Consider the following 18,881-nt stretch of genomic DNA (forward strand, 5'->3'; position numbering starts at 1 on the left):
CTCCGTCGATGAACCGGCTAGCCTGCTCCGGCTGCAAAGTCGCACTTCGACGAGAACTCACACGCCGATGCTGGGCGGCAGCAACATCTATTCGTCGCCTTCTGGCAAGCCCTTGGCGATAAATGTGGACTACGGTCCTGAATATATCGATTCAACCCCCGCCACTGCGACGAGCTGTGGCGGGAGTCTATGTCCGATGGCTAAACCGGCGGGGCAGGTTCATCCTTCATGAACTGTGTAAGGACGTTTTTGGTCATCCTGGAGACATTGTTCTCGTAATTGTTCCAGGACAGGCTACCCAGCCAAGATATCGACGAAGTGCTGAACATACCCCCTCCATTGGCGGTTGAGAAATAGGTTATGTCTGCTCTTACGAACGGATGTTCGCCGCCATTCATACCCGGATGCGGGAAAGACTTGTCATCGGGAATGACGGTATAGACGACGCTGTGCTCGACCGAACTCGCTAGCAGGAGCGTATTTGGCGGCGTACCAAGGGACAAATCATAGCGATCCAGTTCGTATCCACCGGCGCCTCCGCCCACAAGACCGCCATCCCCGATCCTTTCATCAGGATCGATCCCATCCATGATCCAAGCAGCGCGTTTGTCCTGACTATCAGGCATCTGAACGAAGTAGCCTGAATGATCGAACCCAAAGCTGCTCATCCCGGTACCCCAGATTTTCTGGGTTGCCCGGGCGCGCCCGCGGAACCGGCCGCCGCGCCTGCCATTCGTGCTGTAGTGATATTCACCTGGGCGGGCTTCCCAAGCCGTCACGCCGAGTTCCTTGCGAACCTCCATGACCCAAGGCTTCTCCGGATGGATCGAGACGATCCAATACATCCCGTTTGCCGCGAGATACATTCCTCGACCTCCGTCGGCGAGATAGTCTTCCCAGGCATCCGCATTGGCCCAGGTTTGGTATTCTGGATGGGAGCCGGTAAGCACCACCTTGTAGCGGCGAAGCAGATCCACACCTTGCTCATGAAGGTCGTGCTCCGTCGCAACGTCGTATTCGAAGCCGTTATGATTGAGCCAGTCGATCAAGTGCAGGTCAGCGGGAAGCTCCCACAGAGAGCCAAACCCCTGACGATGCTTGGGACGAAGGTTCAATATTGGACGGCGCCAAGACGTGTACTGGACCCCGCGTCCGTCGATATGACCATCATATGTCGAGAGCCCATAATATTCGAGATTTCGATGAAGCTCGACGTCATTTTCATTGAGAACGGGTGTGTGTCCGGCGACTGCCTGACCAATATCCGCTTTGTGCATGATCTGTTCGTTGGCATAGGCCAAGTAGCTGAGTGTACTAGCAAGCACGAGGATTCTGGCGGTGGCCGTTCCGCGCGGGGGGAGGACGAAGAATGGTATATAGTCTTCTGTATCCCCGAAACGGATTCGGACTGCGTAGAAGTCGCTTTTCAAGCCTTCCGGAATTGTAAACTCAAAATCCTTATCCCATCGACAGTCATCCAGACAGTCCTCATGAAACCAGAGTGCGCCATACTGTTCCGGACGGTGTATGAAGTTTTCTTCATGTCCGTCCCAGTTCCAGCCTGTCGATCCGCGATCCGGTTGATTGACACATCGGCCGTGATGGCCATTGCCGGAAACATCGACGACATGATCGGTCGGAATTCCATTCGGTCCGATTCCCGCGGCAAAGTCCCAGTGTGCCAGACGGGCCATCGGTTCGAATACCTTCCCCTGCGATAGTCTCTGTGCGTCATCGTCGCGAAGCGCGCGCCCGTACATCTTTGGTGCATCGATCTTGCCGTTAAAGTTTGCGATGCACCAGGTCCGCCCGTTTCTGGCAGCCGCCTCTCCCAAGCCGGCGATCAGCAAGGACGTTCCGGAGTCGGACGGGGTTACATCGGCAGCAGCGGAAACGACCGTGTCGGAGTCGAGCGGCACCACAAGTCCAAACCGGCTGTTGGTCCTATTCACCACAGATTTCTGGTGAAGTATGATCACCTTTTCTACCGGATCGAAAACAGCCGTCACCGAGTACCATACTTCTTGGAACAAAGCGCGGTCACTGACGACCTGGCTGGTCGCCCCGCTGCCGTCGCCAACCGTGAACACAAGCCGACCTTTTTCGATCGTGAGACACCACCCGCATTGGCGCTCGTCATCCCATCGAGAGATAATTCCCTGACGGCCTCGTCCCGGCGTTGTGGGCCAAAGGAAGGTGTGCACAGAGAACGCGCCGCTCGGCTGAAGGGCTCCTTCGGAATCTGGGACCTCGACAAAACTGCCGAATTGGGTGCGTTGAAAACGAGCGGGATATCGCCCTTCTAAGGCAGATTTAACCGGCTCTTCCTTGTACCCCGGTCCCGCAGGGTTACTGTCTCCATGGATCAGCCGAACGAGTTCGGCATCATATGATCCCTCGGACTTGTCTGCGCTGACGTAAAAACGAATGGTTTCGCCTGTAGCAACACTGGGTCTGTCGCAATATCCGCGAATGCTGATATTCTTCATTGTTTTTCCTCCTCCCGGTACGGTTTATTTCAGTTCGTCGCGAATATCCTGGATGCGCTGCAAAAACACGGCGTGCATCGCCTCTTCTTCCGTGTCGAATTCACCATCAAGCAAGACTGGTAACTCTCCGAACTCACGCACTTCCGCGATCCGGTACGTGTTCCACTCTTTCTCTGCGTATATGTAATATTTTTCGAACGTTGGCTGCATTCGAAAGTAATTGTGCACACGTTGAAGTTGTGGGCTTGGGTGGTCTCTGTATCCGACTGGATTTTTCTTATGTTCTTCAATTATATCAGGATGAGTATTGATTATGTCAAATATTTCCTTGCGTCTTTTTTTGTCGAAGTAATCGTACCAGTCGCTGCTCTTATCTCGATAATTCGATGGGTCGAAAACGTAATTCTTTTCGGATTGAGACATTTACTCCTCCTCGGTTTGGCTTTTGGCTTTTGGGTTTTGGTGATGTGTTGACGGGTTGGCTGGCCGCAACTTAAACAAGGCTTTTACGGGTTGTTTTGGCGTCGATGTATGAAACTAAGTCGCTTAGCCTGATCAGGCCCGCGCTGGCCGCGAAGCAGGCTAATTCTATTCTGTTGTTTATTGAGGTTTTTTCGAATATATTTTCGAAGTGCCGTTCTATTGTTCTAGCTGATAGCTTGAGAACATTTGCGATCTGGCAACTCGTCAAACCCATGGCCGACAAGGAACAGACTTCAGCCTGCCTGACAGTCAGGCCGAAAGGCAGTTGGGAAGCCTTGCGGACCACAAGCCACCCTCGGTCGCATCTCTTGAATTGAACTTGATGAATATTTTCATCACAAATACACCAGCAAACCGAAGGCAAGCGTTGGCCGAGAACATCAAGACTATTCCCGTTTCCGCCTCTCTTGACGGCGAGACGAGCTAACTCGCCGAATCCATTCCAGTCGCACGATTTGTAGCCCGGAATATCATGGATGTTCCCGCTGAAGTCGACGAATAAGGGGAATTCATCGGGCTTCAAGTTGCGAAGCAGAGAGCGCGGCCCGTGCCATACATCGATCAGGGTCGCGAGGATCGGCGAAATGTCGTCGATGAGTTGCAGGATCTCAAGCGACGGCTGGTTGAAATTGTCTGTGCTAGTGTGAAGGTTTCCAACGTACCTGTTGCTGCGAGTCGTCAGATAACTTGTGGAGCCTCCCTTGTAACCTCCGGGGAGCCACCAATTTCGTGCAGATACGCTTTTTGAATAGTCGAACTCGGTAGTTTCCCAACTGAAGTATGATTTTCCGGTACGCACGATCCAGCGATAGGCAGGATCGATTGACATATAGGAATTGTCGAGATAGGCGACGATCTCCTCCGAGTACCCCGAAGAGACGGCTGAACGATGCTTCCGTGTCAGTGGGTCATAGACCGAAAGGGACATTGCTGCCCACGGAGCGAGAGAATGCAGTTCGTCCAGAATTAGCGACAGTGCCTGCTCGCGGGAAGGTTCCTCGGCTGCAATTGATATGATGTTGGAAAGAATGCGGCGCTGTAAAACAGTTGAATAGTGCGCGTTGTCGATCCCCATCGGTTGCTCCCAGATCGTTATTGATCAACTGCTCAGGTGGCCGCTGATCACAGCCTGCCATATGTTGAACGTTGTCGCGTGTGTAAATCCACCCACTGTCTGAAGCGTTTCGCACGATGAATCGATTGTGAAGTGGCGGCTGCGTTTGCTGCCGTTTCAACCTTCTGAACTGCGCCGGGATTGCCAACCCAGACATCGAGGCTGCCATTCCGGCAAAGAGCAACAAGGCGCAGGACCGGCAATTGATCCGTTGTGGTCAATCTAGGAAATCCGCCGCATTGCCTCGCGCCTCACCCAACCACGTATCGAGCCCGCACATGTCATCGCATGGTCGCTCTGGCGACGCGGCGGCCGCGCTGCCAGCTGGCGCCAGGCGCCGGCCCACCGCTCCTTCGGCCGACCACCGCATCGAGTATCCCGATGGCGGCGCCGACAGTAATGGCAATGTCCCCGATCTCTTCTTCCGCAAGGCTTTGCGCGTCGGGAACGTCGCGGCGCAGCCAGGTCGGTGCCGTAGCCATCGGCAGGACCGAAGGAGCCGGCGCTTTGCGCGATGGAATCGCGCTAAAAGCGCACAGCCTGTCGGCCACCGACAATGACCGATAATGCCGGCTTATCGCTCGTTTTGCTCTTTATAGAAGAAAGGGCCTCTCTCGCTCGTTTTTCACCGGCGGACAGCCTTCTTTATGCGTCAGATCGACGAGAATTCGCGTTCATCGAGCGGATCGGATACGCAGCCGTCGGCCGGGGATGGCCTCCCTCGTCGAGCAGAATGCCAAAATGCACTGCAATCCTCCCTGTGAACGAAATCACGCGCACGATTGTGAGCTTCCCAAGCAGAAATGGCCCCTTGGCTGCATCCTCACATTCGCGCGGGATGCAAACGCGTCACGCTTTGAACCGATCGTGGGCCGTCAGCCACACGGTCGGCGGCTCCGCCTCGTCCCAGCGATAGATCTCGGCGCGCAGATAACGGAGTTCGTCATCGTAAAGGTCTTCATCGACGTCGATCCACCAGGCCCTTGGCCGACCGTCGCTGCCGTCAGACCAGCGATAGCCCCTCGCCTTCAGGTGATCCTTCATATCGAACGGCGCGTTCTCGGCAAAAATGCGGATCCGGCACCGGGCGCTCGATTGCAGCAGCTGGGCAAAGGGAAGCGCACCGCCCTCGCCCACCGGCCGCGCCAACACTTCAAGCAGCGCATGGCAATCGTCGGCGGCGCGATGGCCCTCGTGGAACAGGCCGGACTGGCCAACGAGATAGCCGAGCTTGTTGCCCTCAAAACCCAGATCCGCCCATCGCACCTCGGTGACCGAGCAGGCCCACGCTTTGGCAACGAAGGCCGGCGAAAGCTTTTCGCAAAACGGCCGATCGAAGCCGGCATTGTGGGCAATGATCAGATCGGCCGGCTCGATCAGCGCCTCGAGAGCCGTAATATCGATTGCCTGCCCGGCGACCATCGCGTCGGTGATGCCGGTCAGCCGGGTAATTTCTGGGGGTATGGGCGCCGAGGGTTGGCGCAGACCACAGTAGACGCCGACCACGTCACCGATGTTGCCGCCATCGTCATAGGTGAAGGCGACCGCGCCGATTTCGATGACCTCGTCCCTTGCATAAGAAAGGCCTGTCGTCTCGGTATCGACCAAAATTGCCAGGTTGGGGTATCGGCTTTCGCTCCGCGCCATGATCGTTCGCGGCACCAGCTTGCGCAACACCCTGTACTCACCGCCCGCTTCCAAGCGTCGGGCTGCCTCTTCCGCGTTCCAGTTCGGAGAGACCAGGCCGCGTGGCGCCGCACGCGTCCTTGGCGCGGAGCGCGGAACTTGCCGATAGCCAGGGGCGTCATCGAACAGGTCAAACTGGGCGGCTGCCATCTTCATGCTGTCAGCCTCTTTCCACTCCGGCGTCCGGCTTTATTGGTCACAATTGCAAAACGCTAGCTGAGCACACGCAAACCGTGCTTTTGTACCACCGACAGCAGTTTCAGCGCCAACCCGCTCGGCCGTTTGGCGCCGGTCTCCCACTTCTGCACCGTCGATTCCGACGTGTTCAGATAGCGCGCGAACACCGGCTGGCTGACATGGTTCCTCTCGCGCAGCGCCTTGATGTCCGCCGCGTCGAACTCTGCCGGCATCGTCAGGCAGTTGTCGTCAAAACTGCGCATCGTCGTCTTGTCGATCGCCCCAACCTTGTAAAGCGCGCTGGCCGAGCTGTGGATCGCCTCGAAGGCGTCGGATTTGTATTTTCTAGCCTTGTTCATGGCATATCTCCAAAAAATCCCCGTCTGCGAGCAACGCGGCGATCTGCCGGTCCGTCAATCCGGCATAGGCTTTGGCCAGCTTGCGGAACGCGACGAGTTCATTGTCGTCGATGTTGGCCCTGTCCTGCTTGGCGAACAGATACTCATAGACCCAGAACTCACCTGACCTGGCCAGAATGATCGAGCGGTGCCGGTTGTCGTTCAACCGCTTCTTGAACACGCCACCACCGAGATCGTCCGCCTGCCCCTGCGCCACCTGCGCGATAGCCTTGCATAAGGCGGCGTCGCTGATGCGCGCCTTGCGTGCCGCCTTGGCAAACCAGGCCGTCTTGAATGCTCGTTCCTTCATGCTGTCATGTAGCACCACGTGCTATAGAAATCAACGTCAATGCGGGCGGTGACCCTGATTTCCGATGGCGATTCACATTCCGTGCGCGGTGTCATACACTGGGACGTCGGAAATCGCTTTCCGAGAGAATCTTGAGGCGACGGTCCCGCTCCTGTGATTATGAACCCGTTTGAAAATCCATCTGACACCGATGCTGGCGATCTGCCCGACATTGTTGATGTCGTGATGGAGATGGGTGTTGTGCAAACCAACACCCAGGCCCTCCACCATGGTTCCGCGCGTTCGTCGTTCGAAAAGCCAAATCATTGGCTTTCCGTCGGCGATGCCGGCAACTCCTCACACCCTCCCCTACCGGCGCATCTGGAAAAACTCGCGGGCCGCGCGCGCGATTACGTCGAGGCGGCGAGCTCGGCCAACACGCGCCGCGCCTATGCCTCGGACTGGAAGCATTTTGCCGGCTGGTGCCGCCGCCAAGGCTTTGAGGCGCTGCCGCCCGATCCGCAGACCGTCGGGCTCTACATCACCGCACTCGCGGCCGCGACCGGCAGAGACAAAAAGACGGTGTCCACCATCGAGCGGCGGCTTTCCTCGCTCTCCTGGAACTATACGCAGCGTGGCCAACCGCTTGACCGGAAAGATCGGCACATCGCCACCGTCATGGCCGGCATCCGCAACAAACACGCCTCCCCTCCCCGGCAGAAGGAAGCGATCCTGCCCGAGGATCTAATCGCCATGCTGGAAACGCTCGACCGCGGAACCTTACGCGGCATGCGCGACCGCGCCATGCTGCTGCTCGGCTTTGCCGGCGGGTTGCGCCGCTCCGAAATCACGGGCCTGGATTGCGGCCGCGACCAGACCGAGGATTCTTCGGGCTGGATCGAGATTTTGGAAAAAGGCATTCTGGTGACCTTGCGTGGCAAGACCGGCTGGCGCGAGGTCGAGATCGGCCGCGGCTCGGCCGACGCCACCTGCCCGGTTGTGGCGCTCGAAACCTGGCTGAAGTTCGCACGCATTGCCCACGGCCCGCTGTTTCGCCGCGTCACCGGGAAAGGCAAGGCCGTTGGCGTCGAGCGCCTCAACGACCAGGAGGTCGCGCGCCTGGTCAAGCGCTCAGCCCTGGCCGCCGGCGTGCGCGGCGATCTTTCCGAAGGCGAGCGGGCGCAAAAATTCTCCGGCCATTCCCTGCGGGCCGGACTGGCCTCCTCGGCCGAGGTCGACGAGCGCTATGTGCAAAAGCAGCTCGGCCATGCCTCCGCCGAAATGACCCGCAAATACCAGCGCCGAAGGGACCGCTTCCGCGTCAATCTTACAAAGGCGTCGGGGCTGTAGCGCGAGGCTGTCGTCCCGCGTCCATTCGACCCCCGTCTGTCGACGTCTCTATCGTGGGATGTCGAGCAGCAGAGGAACGAGATATGCAAGCGCATCGTCCGCGGCCACTCTGTTACGTGCCCTCAGATCAAAGTAGACGGCACAAAGTGCATTAGGAAATTCCTCTAAGACGATCTGATACTTCTCCCCTACCCACTGGAGGTAACCTGAGCTTTCCATGAAACTCAGCGCGTCGGCGACCTTGTCCATGTCGCGGCCCCCGCCCACAAGTTCGGTCCAATGATCTGCTATATCTGCGAGATCGCCACTAGAAAGTGGTTCATTCCTGCCACCAAACGTCCTGCAAAGAAGGTCGAGCGTCATGTAGTCGCTAAGCGTGGCAGTATCTGAAAAACATGCCCGTGCCGCACTGAGCACCGGGTCGTCGCGGCAAAGAAGGCGGGTGACAGCCGCCTGCAGTTCCCAATGGGAAAGATACGTGAAACCTCGAACCTGCTCCGGCTTCACGATCGTGAGGTCGGTGTAGTTCTTCATTTCCGAAGAGATCATCCGAATCTGTTTCCGATGTTCGTGGGCATCGGTGCAGAGAATCAGGAAATAGTGCTCGACACCGACATCCTGCTTCGCTTCGGTATATTGCGATTTCAGCGTCTTCATGAAGGTTTTGTCCTTCTTCGACACCCAGTCCTGAAATTCAGGGTAGCTCTTAATCTGGAGTCCAACCTTTGTGGCTCCGTCCTCGGAATCGTATTTCAGCAAGACGTCGGCACCGTTGTCGCGCATGCCCTAGATGTCGTGGCAGCCGGTACGATACGCCTTGTAGGATCGGAGAATCTCCATGCCGAGGGACTCAAACATCGGACATAAGTCCGCGTCATGCTTCATATTTTTGAACCAATCGGTATCAGCAATCGTCGAAGAGTTTTTCTGAAGAATTTCCGCCAATGTTTCCGCAGGCGATAATGCGTTGGTGATGAACATCAAAATACTCAGCTATTTGATCTTTGATCTGTCTACCGGGAACCCGCCAAAAAACCGGAAAAGAAATTCGTCGAATTCCAATGTATCGCTTACAATGAACTCCTGTAAAGCGCGCTAGCCGCACTGACTAAGTACTAGATACAGAAGGGAGCTCGGCCTCTACTCGAAGTCAAAAGACGTTCACAAACGATCGGTTATCCGTATCCTCTGTGTTTGGAATTCCATCGATTAACACACTCTCAGGCACTTCAAATGGCCGCTGACACACGAAATCGAGCATCCCGTCGACCACAGGGCCGCCGCCTGATCGGCTACGCACGCGTCTCCACGGACGAACAGGCGACAGAAGCGCAGGAGATGGAGTTGCGCGCGGCCGGCTGCGATCAGATCGTCCAGGAACATGGTTCAGGCACATCCCGCGCCCGCCCTGCGCTGTCTAAGCTTCTGCGTGACATCGGTGCCGGCGACACCCTTGTCGTCGTCCGGATCGACCGCCTGGCACGCTCCGTGAGCCATCTCCTCGAGGTGATCGAGGGGCTGACAGAGAAAGGCGTGCATTTCCGGTCGTTGCGCGATCCGATCGACACCATGACGCCGCAGGGCATGTTTTCGCTGCAGGTCCTCGGCGCCGTGGCGCAGCTGGAGCGCTCGCTGATTTCCGAACGCACCAAGGCCGGGATAAAGGCCGCCACGGCTAAAGGGCGATTGCCGGGCAATCCTGGCATCCGTGAACGCCGGCCGGACGCACTTGCCAAGATGACTGCCGCACAGAAGGCCGCTTACGGAACACGCGTCCAGGCTACGGCCAGTCAATGGCGTCCGACCGTGCGCCGCATGCGACCCGACCACACCTGGGACGACATCGCCCGCGTGCTGAAACAGCGCGGTCTCGACTGGACGCCGGAACGTCTCCGACGAGCGGTCAAATGGGTGGTTTCCGAAGGCATGGCAGATGCAGCGCTGCTTCGCAAATCCCCGCCCCGGCTTCCGGAAGATCGTCTGATGACACTGGTGGCCGGAATCCATTCATCCAATCCCGGCCTGACATTGCGCGAAGTCGCGAGCCAGCTTGAACGATTGCATGAGCGCACACCGCGCGGCGGAACCAAATGGGCTCCGTCATCGGTCAAGAACCTGTTGGATCGTGCAAAGCGATCTGGACTTCTGGTTAGCGAAACGGCGTGATCCGCGGCTAAGCCAAGCCCACGGAATGTCGCCTTCGGTCAAGGAAGACCATACCAGGCGCCGCGGCCTGCACCGTGCAATTGCAGATGGCCTTGCTCGGCAAGCGACTTGAGATGATCCTTGACCGTGTTGCGGCTGACCCCACTTACTCTCACGACCTCGGAAATCGTCACCCTGCCGTGTTCGCGAACCAGTTCGAGGATCAGGACGGACAGTTCGGGAAGTGCTGCGACCATCACCCGCTCGCGCTCCATCTTCTTCTCGAGCCGCTCCTTCTGCCGCTGCATCGCATGCAGAAAGAATTCCAGCCACGAATTCCAGTCGGGCGTATCAGAGCGGATCGTCCTTTGCGTGCGGCGCAGGGCCAGATAGTAACTGTCCTTGCTCTGCTCAATGACGCTTTCCAGAGAGCTGTAGGGAACATATGCGTAGCCCGCCCGCAACAAGAGAAGCGTCGTCAGGACGCGTGACAACCGGCCGTTACCATCCTGAAAGGGATGGATCTCGAGAAACGCCACGACGAAGATCGCGATCACCAGCAAAGGATGGAGTTTTCCGTCCTCCTCTTCCGCCGCCACCCATGCGACCAGTTCGGCCATGCGTTGTGGCGTGTCGAACGGCGTAGCGGTCTCAATCACCACACCCAGGCTCTTGCCCTCTTCATTGAAGGCTTCGACATGATTGGCCAGGGTCTTGTAGGAGCCGCGATGGCGTTCGTCCTTGCTGGAATAAGCCAGGAGATCGCGATGGAGCTGCTGAATATGGCTCTCCGTCAGCAAAATCGCATCATAGGCGCCGAAAATCGTCTCCATAACATCAGCGTAACCGGCAACCTCCTGCTCATCGCGTGTTGCAAATGAGCCGATCTGGATATTCGCCAGCAGGTTTTCAACGTCTCTGTCGCTGAGCCGCGCGCCCTCGATCCGGGTTGAGGAACCGATGCTTTCGATCGTGGCTACACGGCGCAAGCTGGACAAGCGTTCCGGCGCAATCCGTCCGATTGCACGCCACGCACCTTTGAATTCGTCGATTTCCGCGATCAGAGACAGGATCTCGGGCGTGATATGAAGCGTTGAAGCATTCAGCGGCATGCTATTATTTCATCCAATTCCACCCATTCTCTATGGTATGCTAGGCTCCGTTTGTCCACCCATTTCCACCCGTTTCCATCCAGAGCTTGATGACAGCTGATAGCCGTCCTACTGATCACCGATTCATCTTTCGCAGGCTTTTCAGGAGCGAATCCGACACCTCAAGCCGTGGAGCGGGCTCAGAAAGCTCATTTTCCAAGGTTTGGTGATGCTTCCCCTCGTCCAGCCGTGCACGCAACAGAGCCATCACCATCGGCCAGGTCGAGAATTTCCCGTCTCGCGCCTTGTCGGTCAGGCTGCGTAGATAACCGCCGGCGCTGTTGATCTGGTCGGACCGCTGATAGATCGCAGCAAGCGCAATTGCCGCCTGAATCTCGCCCATGACCTCGCGGGCCTCCTGCCAGGCGCTTGGACTGACGCCAAGCATCGTTCGGACCAACTCCGCAGCAGCCAGAAAATCGCGCCAGTGGCGGATTTCGCCCGACGGGGCTGTTTCCCGCAAGTTCGGGCAGGCATCCAGCACGATGCTCAATGGCAAATCCCGTTTTGGCAAGCTCCGTACGTTGTTGCTTTCCGCAGGGCTGCCGCTCGCTTCATTTTCTTTTCGAAAGCCTTGTTCAGATTCAGAAATGGAGTCTGGATTTGAATTCTGTATGTGGCGTTCAGAATGAGACTCATTGGCGTTCGGATTCTGTGTTTTTATGAAAGATTCCAATACGTCACGAGTTTCCGCGTGCAAATCCTGAAGCTCGGCGCAGATGTCCTCTACGAGTTGCCTCGATGCTGTTCGAGGAAGCTTGGAGATGACAGCCTGATAGGTCTGAAGTACCCTGCCCCAGTTCCCCGGCACCCCTTCCTCGATCCCGGCGTCAATCATCTTGACGATATCGCGCCGTAGCAGCGTCAAGCGCTCCCGGGCTACACGGAATGCCTTCTTCTCGGCTTGCACCACCTCCGCCAAGTCCCTGAGCTCCTCGGCGCGGGCGACGATCGGCGACAGGTCGAAGCCATACGCCTGCTCAATTTCCCCTGCCCTGCTCCGGCGCGCGAAGCGCTTGCCGTTCGGGCTGTCTCTCCGGATGATCAATCCGCATTCGACCAGAACGGAGAGATGCCGCCGAAGCGTTGCCGGCGAAATTCCATTGGCGCGGGCAATAAGTTGCTCGTTCGATGGCCAGACGATGAGTTCGCCTTCGGCCGAGAGTTCCGTTTCTCTATGGAACGAAAGCAAGGCGTTAAGGATCGCCAACGCGCGATCCGTCGCGCCGAGCAATTCGCGGGCTTCACGAATGTGCTGGAAAACCTGCCATTTGTTGGCGATCGCCTCTTTCGGCATCGTCTTGGCTGCCGCCTGGTTTGCAATTTGGCCAAGCGTCATCGCTCGCCGCCCGAAGGGCGTCGTTGTGATATGCGTCTGCATTGTCCTTCACCTATCGCTAGGCAAAAGAAATCTGCTCGCCGAAACGGCGCGTTTTCCCTCTCGGGACTCTTGACACTGATTCGCGGAAGTGGGATTCTCTAAGTCGCCAAACCCAAGAGAAGGTCTTCCGGAATTCGTTTCGGGGGCCTTTTTCTTTTGCGGTTCAGTCTTCCTTATTTTCCGATTTCGATTGCCTGTACTCGTCGTAAAGACGATCCAGCCGGGTGGAGAGCCAATCGCCGAAAGGTCGGGCTTCTGTGCTCGACAGTTCGATCGCGACCCTCTTGGTCTTTGAATGCATTGCGAGCTTGAGTGACTTATCGTGGGACGCCCACGACAAGGCGCTACCCTCTTTCTTGGGGTTCTTAGCCGTGGATTTCGTTCGATAGCGCTTCAGGAACACATGCAGGTTTTCGAAGCGACGATCCTCCGGCGTGTCGAGGAATTCTTGCCCGCTGACATACTCAGTCGCGACGCTTAGATGTGCCGGATTCAGCAGCATCTGGCGAAGATCGAGCCATCTGTCTCTTCCGATCCTTTTCGAAGCGCCGATAGTTCTCAGCATCGACGAAGGAACCGTCTCGATGACGCTCAACATTTTTGAAAGCATGGCATCATCGATACCCAGCGAAGATTTCACCACGTCCTTAGTCAGGCCCCGGGAAAGCAAGTTTTGAGCAAAATACGCACGCTCAATAAACGATAGGTTCGAACGGGCCGAATTTTCCTGGCCCTGGACTATCGCAGATGTGATGTCATCAAAGTCCTTGACGACGGCCTTGACCTTTATTCCGAGCTCTTGCGCCACTCGCGCGCGCCGATGTCCGAATACCACCATATAGCGATCGCGGTCGTCCGGATGAGGGCGCACGAGGATCGGCGTCGACTGCCCCTGTTCACCAATTGCCTGCTTCAGCTCTTGGTACTCGTCATCATCGCTGGACAGGCGATCTGGCACAAAAGAAACTTCCAAAGACTCGGGGTCCAAATCGATGATAGTTTCGCCTTCCATCAGCCTCTTGGTATTTTCCGCCATCTCTTCAATGGAACGAACAACGTTCTTGGCGGCGCCGGTCATTCCGTAGCCTGGCTTTGAAGCCGGCTTGTCACTGGAGACCGAGGCTATATCCAAGGCTGCAAAAGGATTTTTACGAGACATGGGGCGTGTCCTTCCGACCTGTCAACTCCGGTAACCTGTTGGATTTCCGGGATAAACCTGAACAAAAAACGGCTGACAAAATCTTCATTTCCGTCCCCAAGTCTTATGAATTAGGTCGGCAACCTCTCCGTTCACCGCGTTGAGACTTTCTATAGCCCGGTCGTATGTCGCACGAACAAACTCGCTCCGTTCAACCTCATAGAGACTCTGCTTCTTGATTGACGCGTCGGAAATCGCAGTGGATTTCAGAACATGATTGTTGAGCATATTTTGCGCAAACATTGACTGCATGAAGCCGACCATTTGCGCCTGAGGAATGTCCGTGGGTTCAAAACGTGTTACGAGATACCTGAACCATTTGACCCTTATTTCCGCCCCTGCATCTGCCACTGACGTCATGATGCCGCCAAGCATCATCAGAAATTGGCTCATCGACATAATGTCGAGCATCTGAGGGTGGATAGTGATCAATATCCCCGTCGAGGCCATCAACGCCGTTATCGTCAGGTAACCAAGCTGCGGCGGGCAGTCGATAATCACCAGATCGTAATCCGCGTCGACATCTTTCACCGCGTTGAGAATGCGTGTGTGAAATAAACGCCCCTCCTGGCCTTTCTTGCCAGAGATGGCCAACGGGACATCATACTCATATTCCTGCAGGAGCAGGTTCGCCGGAACGACGTCGAGCCCTGGAATGTTCGTTCGTTGGATGATCTCCCCAAGAGGCTTACGTTCCTCGTCGAAGCGCAGCGTTTCATAAAGGGATACGGTCTCATCGAGTTCCGGTTGAATACCAAAGAGCGAGGTCAACGACGCCTGCGGATCTAAGTCGATCGCGAGAACGCGATGACCGGTCAGCGCGAGGTACTGTGACAGGTGGGCCGCGGTCGTCGTCTTCCCGCTGCCGCCCTTGAAGTTCACAACCGAAAGCACTTGCAACGCCTCTCCGTCCCGCCGGTGCGGGACGTAGATTCGCCTGTCAGACTTCTTATTGGCTTCGAGAAAATCCCTCAATTCCAGCATTTGACTGGCGGTGTAGTATCGACGACCAGAAACAGTTTCAACTTCTGGCCCCTTGCCTTCCGTATGCAGCTGACGAAGATGGCTTTGGGTGACACCCATGAAATCAGCCACCTCTGCGATCTGAAATTTGCGCAGCCCCTTACGTGCATCAGGCGGATACTGCTGCGTACGCAACAGGTTCAGCGCATTGGAGATCTTGGTCCCCTGCTGCGCGATTTCATAGTCAAAACGATGGGCAGCCTCGGCGTTCATTTGGAGAACTTTTTCCTCAACAGCGATACTTTCGCAAACAAGCCCATTGGGGCGATACTTGCGCAAGTATATGGCCGATTCTGGAGCTGACGCAACGAATTTAAAGTTAATGAAAAGTTAACGTCTTCAGCCCCCGCGCATAGCGTGTCGAAAGCAGTCCTCAGATCCCGTATCTACTTGTTTTTGATCGTATTTTTCCAACAAAAAACGGCTGACAAGAGCATCGGATCGAGAATGGGGTCGTCAGGCAACACCGGGGCGCCTCTCCACGTATACTGTGATCAATCCCTGGACTATCGGACCCGCCGATTCGCAGTGTGAGCTATCGAAAAGTCGGATACCAAGCTCTCGAGAGCTATTCCATCATCGTTGAGGCGCTAAGGGGTTGTACGTGCCATGGGCGCGGCGCCACTGGGCTGGCATCATGAATTCACTCGACCAGATTCCAGCGCTCGTGGCCTTGGCCCTCGCCTCGATCTCGGCATAGCCGGGCGGTGTATATTCTTGTTCTGGTGCCGCCAGGACATACATCCCCTGCCCGAGACCCGCAGCTGCTATGTCCGTTCCATCGACGTAGCACAGCGCTCGATACCCTCCCCCTGAGAGGACACGCGTCGGCCGACACTCGACCTCCTTGACCAACGTGCGAGATGCCAGCCACGCGGTTGCCACTGCGCCGCATGGCCAGTCTACATCGGCATGCCGGGCCTTTTGCCGGAGTTCGCAGGCGTCGACCGCTTCGAGGCGAACCCGGGTTGCCGCGCGATAGCGCCCACCGTCGTGCATCAAATCGAACGTGACGCCGTCGTAAAGTTGAGCTTTGCCTGTAACGGTTTCCGGCAGGCTCTGCGCAGTGGCCTCGCCGCTCCCAGGGAACAAGCTCACGGCAAAGCCAATCGCAAAGATCATCTGGCGCAGCTGGAGGGGGCGCCTTCCCATACATTTGGCCCGTGCTTCCATATCAGCGCTGCCACCATTTCTTGCAGAATCCAATAAGCGCCTTCTCGATGCTCGGTTGGGCAAGATCGATATTCCCCTTGCGGCACCATGACCTGAAGGCATCCGCTACGTCTCGACATCAGGTATCGGTTTGGGAGCGTACTCCCGCACCAAGTCCGCCCAGCCGAACCAGTTGATCCGCTCCAGAGGAAAACCTCGATAGGGCGCCGTAGTACGCGAGGATTGCTTCGGGACGCTGGCGTCCTCGGTGCCGGCAAGCGCAAACAAGGATCTGCCGAAGACCTCGGGATATGTCTTGAAGGGCAGGGCAGGCGACTCGAACCAGCCCGAGCGATACATTGCCGATGTCGACGGCCTGGCTCAACTTCGGCCTTCGATCAGAGCCGCCGATGGTGCCTCCGCCATTTTCTTTCGGAAGTTGGGAGGGTGACGATATTGCCTCGTTCGTTCCGTACCCGTCGAACACCGACCACTGGTTTCCCTCCAAAGCCGCCGATCTAAAATCCTCTGTGCTCATTTCAGTTTACTTCGAAACGGCAATGCAAGGTCCGTTCGTCGAAGTGGCGTTTTGCCTTGACACGAATTTGGACTTTTACGGCTATCCGACCCGTTAGTGGTTGCAGTTCTTGCCAAAGAGCCCATCAAAGAATTTCGATCTTCAGTGAACCGGCCTTGGAAGCGCCAACTTCCGGGGCCGTTCCGTTTTTGCCGTATAGCTTCTCCATCACACGGTTTGTCTACGCGAAACGAATCAGTCTGCCCGCGAGGGCAGGCGAGTCGCACCGTCAAGTATGCTTGCGCCGTTGAGTGCACGCAATACTGTGCGTTTATGCCATGTAATGAAAGACGTTTGGGGTAGCCATCGGCCGCGCCGCGCAGATCAGGCGCCGTAAACGCCCTGAAGCTTCTCGAAGATTTCCGGCGCGATCTCGTATTGGCGGGCCTTGCCTCGGCCGATCGACGTGCGGCCCCAGGACTCTTTCAAAAGCCCGCGCACGACCAGCGGATCAATCGCTTCCTGCGCCGCTTTCCTTGTCATTCCAGTGATTTCCGTGACGTTGGTGATGGTCAGCGCCGTGTCTGCCTTATGCAGGGTGTAGAGAAGATTCATCATGCCGAGTTGACGCAGACGCAAATTGGGCGTCTCGCCGGGCAGCGGCTTTGACATGATCTCGTGCGTGGCCAGGGTCGCGAAAACCGTGTTGTGCCAGCGTTGGTTTAATGGGCTTGGCATCTTCTTATCTATTCGTTATCGTGCAGTATGGAAAGGTGGTGAAGCCTCATGGACGGCTAGCCAGTGGGCAGGAAAACGGGAGTAACGGCATGAAAAATGTGGTCATTCGGGCACTTTCTGCCTTTATATTGAGCGTTTCATTGTACACCTTTTCGTCCTCTATTGCGCGGGCGGATGACTGGGGTTGCCAGGTTCTCCTCTGCCTTTCAAATCCGGGTGGCGCAACGCAGTATGCCGAGTGCCGCCCGCCGATTGAGCGGCTGTGGTCGCATCTGGCGAAAGGCCGATCTTTCCCGATTTGCAGTGGCGTTGGCTTCATAGCGTCGAAGCCCCGCTACGAACCGTACTATTGCGACGCAGGGTTCCGGCTGGTCACGCGCTCAGGAGATCGTCGGAATGAAGTCGGCTGCGTCTCCACCGAACCCAAAGTCGTTAGCAGCGCCATGTGCGGCTATCGGGACAATGGAGGAGCGACGGGCTCCTGGCATTTCGAAGACGGCAAGCGGGTCTGCAAGGCTCTGGTCACCCAACGCCCTCATGTGCGGGCGCAGCCCAGATATGTCGACGTTACCATCGATGACGCTGGCCGCCAGCGCGTGTGGTTCTAGCCCATGCCGGTCGCCTTTCTCGATCTCGCTCAAAACTGCGCGCCGCAGGTCGCCATGGAAACAATCGCCGCTGTCGTGAGCGTCGAGAGCGGATTCCAGCCCTTTGCGATCCGCATCAACACAGATCATCCGCTCGCCGAGCAGCCCAAAACCAGAGCCGAGGCAATCGAAACCGCGACGACCCTGATCGCCGAGGGCCACGATATCGACCTGGGACTTGGTGGGATCAATTCCAGCAATCTCGGTCGGCTGGGACTGTCCGTCAGCGACACATTTGACCTCTGCCTGAACATCAAGGCGAGCGCGTCGCTCCTTGGGGGATACTACCAAATCGCTCTCCGGGGCGGGGCGACGACGGCACAGGCCGAAGCCGTCATGCTGCGGAGCTATTTCGGCAATGGTGACGCGTCCATCGGCGAAATGGTGGGCTACGACAAAAAGGTGCTGGCCGAGCGCGAGCGACTGTCCGGCCAACTCGACAGCATCGAGATCGTTGAGGCGCAGGCGTTGCCGGCGCGCGAAAGGGCAGGGGAGTCGTCTGCCGCCATGGTCGAAAGCGATCCGGCCGAGAAGAGCCAGCAGCGGTCCCAGGCTTCAGTGCCGCGATGGGATGTCTACAATTTGGGGCGGCAATCCTCCGTCCTCGTCTTTTCCAACGAGCAAAAGGAGTGATGAGCCCATGAACCTATCGGCTCGCATCAGGCCGTTCGCGGCGACCGCGACGATGGCCGCGATATTTTCTCTGACCTTGGTCGAGCCGAGCTTCGCCCAGGCGGGAGGCATCGAAAGCGTGCTGCAGAATATCGTCGACATGCTCACCGGCAATGTCGCGAGACTGCTGGCCATCATCGCCGTGATCATCGTCGGCATCGCATGGATGTTCGGTTATCTCGACCTCCGCAAGGCGGCCTTTGTCGTGCTTGGCATCGGCATCATCTTCGGCGCGACCGAGATCGTCAACATGATCGCAGGAGGCTAGTGC

General features: G+C 57.0%; 21 protein-coding genes. 5 read left to right on the top strand and 16 right to left on the bottom strand.

Annotated features, from left to right (window positions below):
- Positions 1 to 200: 200 nt before the first annotated feature.
- The 7 genes from ACLKMW_RS22160 to ACLKMW_RS22190 form a co-directional block, all read right to left on the bottom strand.
- Positions 201 to 2,489, bottom strand: a complete 2,289-nt coding sequence (locus ACLKMW_RS22160; RefSeq protein ID WP_238229129.1) for a N,N-dimethylformamidase beta subunit family domain-containing protein — start codon at positions 2,487 to 2,489, stop codon at positions 201 to 203.
- 24 nt (positions 2,490 to 2,513) lie between these two features.
- Complete coding sequence (locus tag ACLKMW_RS22165; RefSeq protein ID WP_238229130.1) at positions 2,514 to 2,912, bottom strand: hypothetical protein; 399 nt, start codon at positions 2,910 to 2,912, stop codon at positions 2,514 to 2,516.
- 70 nt (positions 2,913 to 2,982) lie between these two features.
- Entirely contained in the window at positions 2,983 to 4,047 is a 1,065-nt protein-coding gene (locus ACLKMW_RS22170; RefSeq protein ID WP_415726707.1) for a response regulator transcription factor, read from the bottom strand.
- 320 nt (positions 4,048 to 4,367) lie between these two features.
- Positions 4,368 to 4,568 (bottom strand): hypothetical protein, encoded by a 201-nt coding sequence (locus ACLKMW_RS22175; RefSeq protein WP_415726708.1) that lies wholly within the window; start codon positions 4,566 to 4,568, stop codon positions 4,368 to 4,370.
- 367 nt (positions 4,569 to 4,935) lie between these two features.
- A complete protein-coding gene (locus ACLKMW_RS22180) occupies positions 4,936 to 5,922 on the bottom strand; it encodes a 3'-5' exonuclease (RefSeq protein WP_415726748.1) in 987 nt (328 codons plus the stop codon).
- Positions 5,923 to 5,984: 62 nt separating this feature from the next.
- The gene (locus tag ACLKMW_RS22185; RefSeq protein WP_415726709.1) at positions 5,985 to 6,308 is read right to left on the bottom strand and encodes a helix-turn-helix domain-containing protein; all 324 of its coding nucleotides are present in this window, start codon (positions 6,306 to 6,308) and stop codon (positions 5,985 to 5,987) included.
- Positions 6,295 to 6,657, bottom strand: a complete 363-nt coding sequence (locus tag ACLKMW_RS22190) for a type II toxin-antitoxin system RelE/ParE family toxin (protein WP_415726710.1) — start codon at positions 6,655 to 6,657, stop codon at positions 6,295 to 6,297. The genes ACLKMW_RS22185 and ACLKMW_RS22190 overlap by 14 nt, the downstream gene beginning before the upstream one ends.
- 159 nt (positions 6,658 to 6,816) lie before the next feature.
- On the opposite strand from ACLKMW_RS22190, the gene ACLKMW_RS22195 reads away from it, so the two are divergent.
- Positions 6,817 to 7,986: a site-specific integrase gene (locus ACLKMW_RS22195; protein ID WP_415726711.1), complete on the top strand. Its 1,170-nt coding sequence runs from the start codon at positions 6,817 to 6,819 to the stop codon at positions 7,984 to 7,986.
- Between the two features lie 48 nt (positions 7,987 to 8,034).
- Here the strand turns inward: ACLKMW_RS22195 and ACLKMW_RS22200 are convergent, their stop codons facing one another.
- Both ACLKMW_RS22200 and ACLKMW_RS22205 read right to left on the bottom strand, forming a co-directional pair.
- The gene (locus ACLKMW_RS22200) at positions 8,035 to 8,769 is read right to left on the bottom strand and encodes a hypothetical protein (RefSeq protein WP_415726712.1); all 735 of its coding nucleotides are present in this window, start codon (positions 8,767 to 8,769) and stop codon (positions 8,035 to 8,037) included.
- Positions 8,770 to 8,772: 3 nt separating this feature from the next.
- Complete coding sequence (locus ACLKMW_RS22205; protein WP_415726713.1) at positions 8,773 to 8,967, bottom strand: hypothetical protein; 195 nt, start codon at positions 8,965 to 8,967, stop codon at positions 8,773 to 8,775.
- A gap of 252 nt (positions 8,968 to 9,219) precedes the next feature.
- Here ACLKMW_RS22205 and ACLKMW_RS22210 point away from each other — a divergent pair, with 252 nt between their 5' ends.
- Positions 9,220 to 10,152 carry a recombinase family protein gene (locus tag ACLKMW_RS22210; protein WP_415726714.1) on the top strand — a complete coding sequence of 311 codons (933 nt, stop codon included), beginning with the start codon at positions 9,220 to 9,222 and terminating at the stop codon, positions 10,150 to 10,152.
- A 38-nt stretch (positions 10,153 to 10,190) separates the two neighbouring features.
- Here the strand turns inward: ACLKMW_RS22210 and ACLKMW_RS22215 are convergent, their stop codons facing one another.
- From ACLKMW_RS22215 to ACLKMW_RS22245, 7 genes are all read right to left on the bottom strand, one after another.
- Entirely contained in the window at positions 10,191 to 11,243 is a 1,053-nt protein-coding gene (locus ACLKMW_RS22215; protein ID WP_415726715.1) for a Fic family protein, read from the bottom strand.
- A gap of 115 nt (positions 11,244 to 11,358) precedes the next feature.
- Positions 11,359 to 12,663 (bottom strand): plasmid replication protein RepC, encoded by a 1,305-nt coding sequence (repC, locus tag ACLKMW_RS22220; RefSeq protein WP_415726716.1) that lies wholly within the window; start codon positions 12,661 to 12,663, stop codon positions 11,359 to 11,361.
- Positions 12,664 to 12,826: 163 nt separating this feature from the next.
- Positions 12,827 to 13,822, bottom strand: a complete 996-nt coding sequence (gene repB / locus ACLKMW_RS22225; RefSeq protein WP_415726717.1) for a plasmid partitioning protein RepB — start codon at positions 13,820 to 13,822, stop codon at positions 12,827 to 12,829.
- 84 nt (positions 13,823 to 13,906) lie between these two features.
- A complete protein-coding gene (repA, locus tag ACLKMW_RS22230) occupies positions 13,907 to 15,097 on the bottom strand; it encodes a plasmid partitioning protein RepA (protein ID WP_415726718.1) in 1,191 nt (396 codons plus the stop codon).
- A gap of 363 nt (positions 15,098 to 15,460) precedes the next feature.
- Positions 15,461 to 16,006: a hypothetical protein gene (locus ACLKMW_RS22235; protein ID WP_415726719.1), complete on the bottom strand. Its 546-nt coding sequence runs from the start codon at positions 16,004 to 16,006 to the stop codon at positions 15,461 to 15,463.
- Between the two features lie 156 nt (positions 16,007 to 16,162).
- Complete coding sequence (locus ACLKMW_RS22240) at positions 16,163 to 16,396, bottom strand: hypothetical protein (protein WP_415726720.1); 234 nt, start codon at positions 16,394 to 16,396, stop codon at positions 16,163 to 16,165.
- Positions 16,397 to 16,937: 541 nt separating this feature from the next.
- The gene (locus tag ACLKMW_RS22245) at positions 16,938 to 17,225 is read right to left on the bottom strand and encodes a MarR family transcriptional regulator (protein ID WP_415726721.1); all 288 of its coding nucleotides are present in this window, start codon (positions 17,223 to 17,225) and stop codon (positions 16,938 to 16,940) included.
- 155 nt (positions 17,226 to 17,380) lie between these two features.
- Between ACLKMW_RS22245 and ACLKMW_RS22250 the strand changes: the two genes are divergently transcribed.
- Genes ACLKMW_RS22250 through ACLKMW_RS22260 form a run of 3 tightly spaced genes read left to right on the top strand, consistent with a single transcriptional unit; the run spans position 17,381 to position 18,878 of the window.
- A complete protein-coding gene (locus ACLKMW_RS22250; RefSeq protein ID WP_415726722.1) occupies positions 17,381 to 17,899 on the top strand; it encodes a hypothetical protein in 519 nt (172 codons plus the stop codon).
- Positions 17,900 to 17,902: 3 nt separating this feature from the next.
- Positions 17,903 to 18,571, top strand: coding sequence for a lytic transglycosylase domain-containing protein (locus ACLKMW_RS22255; RefSeq protein WP_415726723.1), 669 nt, complete (start codon positions 17,903 to 17,905; stop codon positions 18,569 to 18,571).
- Between the two features lie 7 nt (positions 18,572 to 18,578).
- Complete coding sequence (locus ACLKMW_RS22260) at positions 18,579 to 18,878, top strand: TrbC/VirB2 family protein (protein WP_415726724.1); 300 nt, start codon at positions 18,579 to 18,581, stop codon at positions 18,876 to 18,878.
- Positions 18,879 to 18,881: the final 3 nt, after the last annotated feature.

The organism is Borborobacter xinjiangensis (genome assembly GCF_047739745.1).
GTDB lineage: Bacteria > Pseudomonadota > Alphaproteobacteria > Rhizobiales > Rhizobiaceae > Pseudaminobacter.

Bases quoted from the DNA above. Each gene is read 5' to 3' on its own strand.
- ACLKMW_RS22160 (WP_238229129.1), bottom strand. From the start codon at position 2,489: ATGAAGAATATCAGCATTCGCGGATATTGCGACAGACCCAGTGTTGCT.
- ACLKMW_RS22165 (WP_238229130.1), bottom strand. From the start codon at position 2,912: ATGTCTCAATCCGAAAAGAATTACGTTTTCGACCCATCGAATTATCGA.
- ACLKMW_RS22170 (WP_415726707.1), bottom strand. From the start codon at position 4,047: ATGGGGATCGACAACGCGCACTATTCAACTGTTTTACAGCGCCGCATT.
- ACLKMW_RS22175 (WP_415726708.1), bottom strand. From the start codon at position 4,568: ATGGCTACGGCACCGACCTGGCTGCGCCGCGACGTTCCCGACGCGCAA.
- ACLKMW_RS22180 (WP_415726748.1), bottom strand. From the start codon at position 5,922: ATGGCAGCCGCCCAGTTTGACCTGTTCGATGACGCCCCTGGCTATCGG.
- ACLKMW_RS22185 (WP_415726709.1), bottom strand. From the start codon at position 6,308: ATGAACAAGGCTAGAAAATACAAATCCGACGCCTTCGAGGCGATCCAC.
- ACLKMW_RS22190 (WP_415726710.1), bottom strand. From the start codon at position 6,657: ATGAAGGAACGAGCATTCAAGACGGCCTGGTTTGCCAAGGCGGCACGC.
- ACLKMW_RS22195 (WP_415726711.1), top strand. From the start codon at position 6,817: ATGAACCCGTTTGAAAATCCATCTGACACCGATGCTGGCGATCTGCCC.
- ACLKMW_RS22200 (WP_415726712.1), bottom strand. From the start codon at position 8,769: ATGCGCGACAACGGTGCCGACGTCTTGCTGAAATACGATTCCGAGGAC.
- ACLKMW_RS22205 (WP_415726713.1), bottom strand. From the start codon at position 8,967: ATGTTCATCACCAACGCATTATCGCCTGCGGAAACATTGGCGGAAATT.
- ACLKMW_RS22210 (WP_415726714.1), top strand. From the start codon at position 9,220: ATGGCCGCTGACACACGAAATCGAGCATCCCGTCGACCACAGGGCCGC.
- ACLKMW_RS22215 (WP_415726715.1), bottom strand. From the start codon at position 11,243: ATGCCGCTGAATGCTTCAACGCTTCATATCACGCCCGAGATCCTGTCT.
- repC (WP_415726716.1), bottom strand. From the start codon at position 12,663: ATGCAGACGCATATCACAACGACGCCCTTCGGGCGGCGAGCGATGACG.
- repB (WP_415726717.1), bottom strand. From the start codon at position 13,822: ATGTCTCGTAAAAATCCTTTTGCAGCCTTGGATATAGCCTCGGTCTCC.
- repA (WP_415726718.1), bottom strand. From the start codon at position 15,097: ATGAACGCCGAGGCTGCCCATCGTTTTGACTATGAAATCGCGCAGCAG.
- ACLKMW_RS22235 (WP_415726719.1), bottom strand. From the start codon at position 16,006: ATGATCTTTGCGATTGGCTTTGCCGTGAGCTTGTTCCCTGGGAGCGGC.
- ACLKMW_RS22240 (WP_415726720.1), bottom strand. From the start codon at position 16,396: ATGTATCGCTCGGGCTGGTTCGAGTCGCCTGCCCTGCCCTTCAAGACA.
- ACLKMW_RS22245 (WP_415726721.1), bottom strand. From the start codon at position 17,225: ATGTCAAAGCCGCTGCCCGGCGAGACGCCCAATTTGCGTCTGCGTCAA.
- ACLKMW_RS22250 (WP_415726722.1), top strand. From the start codon at position 17,381: ATGAAAAATGTGGTCATTCGGGCACTTTCTGCCTTTATATTGAGCGTT.
- ACLKMW_RS22255 (WP_415726723.1), top strand. From the start codon at position 17,903: ATGCCGGTCGCCTTTCTCGATCTCGCTCAAAACTGCGCGCCGCAGGTC.
- ACLKMW_RS22260 (WP_415726724.1), top strand. From the start codon at position 18,579: ATGAACCTATCGGCTCGCATCAGGCCGTTCGCGGCGACCGCGACGATG.